Origin of the sequence: Sphingomonas segetis, from assembly GCF_009720245.1 — a bacterium.
GTDB lineage: Bacteria > Pseudomonadota > Alphaproteobacteria > Sphingomonadales > Sphingomonadaceae > Sphingomicrobium > Sphingomicrobium segetis.
In genome coordinates, this window is sequence record NZ_WJSQ01000308.1 from 1 (window position 1) to 746 (window position 746).

Below are 746 nucleotides of genomic sequence, written 5' to 3' on the forward strand. Positions count from 1 at the left end.
GGGCGATGGGCGGCTTCGGCGACGGACACGGGTCTGGTTCGGAGGCGCTTAGCGGGCGCCCTCGCGCTCGGCGCGCTTGCGCTCGAGCTTGCGTGCGCGGCGAATCGCGGCGGCGCGTTCGCGGGCGCGCTTTTCCGACGGCTTTTCGTAATGACGGCGCAGCTTCATCTCGCGGTAGACGCCCTCGCGCTGCAGCTTCTTCTTGAGCGCGCGCAGCGCCTGCTCGACATTATTGTCGCGAACAATGATCTGCATAAGGTCCGGTCACACTCCTAAAGTCTTCAAAATCAGGGACTTAAGATCCCATATGCCAGCGGTCGAGGCAGCAGGCCCCGTCTCACCGGCAATAAAATAGCGGCCTCCAGAGGCGGGACCTCGGCGGCGCGCAGCCCTTAGCAGGGCCGCCGAAGCCGTTCAAGCCATGGATCGCGCACGGCGCGTGCGACGAAGCGTTGGCCTGGAACGATGGGACGGGGAACATGAACCCTAGGGTTATCGGCCATTAAGCCTTTGAATGGTAAAGAGATGGCCAGAGCGGAGGGAATTGAATGAGCTTGAATCGAAGGGAAATGCTGCGTCTTGGCGCCGCCGGCGCCGGAGGTCTCATCCTCTCTTCCGCGGCGATGTCGCAGGCATTGCCGGGAGTCCTGTTGCCGAAGGCGACCGGCACGACCAGCCCGCTGGCGCCGGTCCCGGCCCAGCCGATCGCGGCGCCGGCCGCGCCGATCGGCATCGACGCGCAGCTG

The 746-nt window shown here is 65.3% G+C and carries 2 protein-coding genes; one reads left to right on the forward strand and one right to left on the reverse strand.

Going from position 1 to position 746, the window contains the following annotated elements:
• Positions 1–48 precede the first annotated feature (48 nt).
• Positions 49–255 (reverse strand): 30S ribosomal protein S21, encoded by a 207-nt coding sequence (rpsU, locus tag GH737_RS14955; protein WP_155265546.1) that lies wholly within the window; start codon positions 253–255, stop codon positions 49–51.
• A gap of 293 nt (positions 256–548) precedes the next feature.
• Here rpsU and GH737_RS14960 point away from each other — a divergent pair.
• A partial coding sequence (locus GH737_RS14960; protein WP_230558862.1) for a hypothetical protein occupies positions 549–746 on the forward strand: 198 nt, incomplete at its 3' end.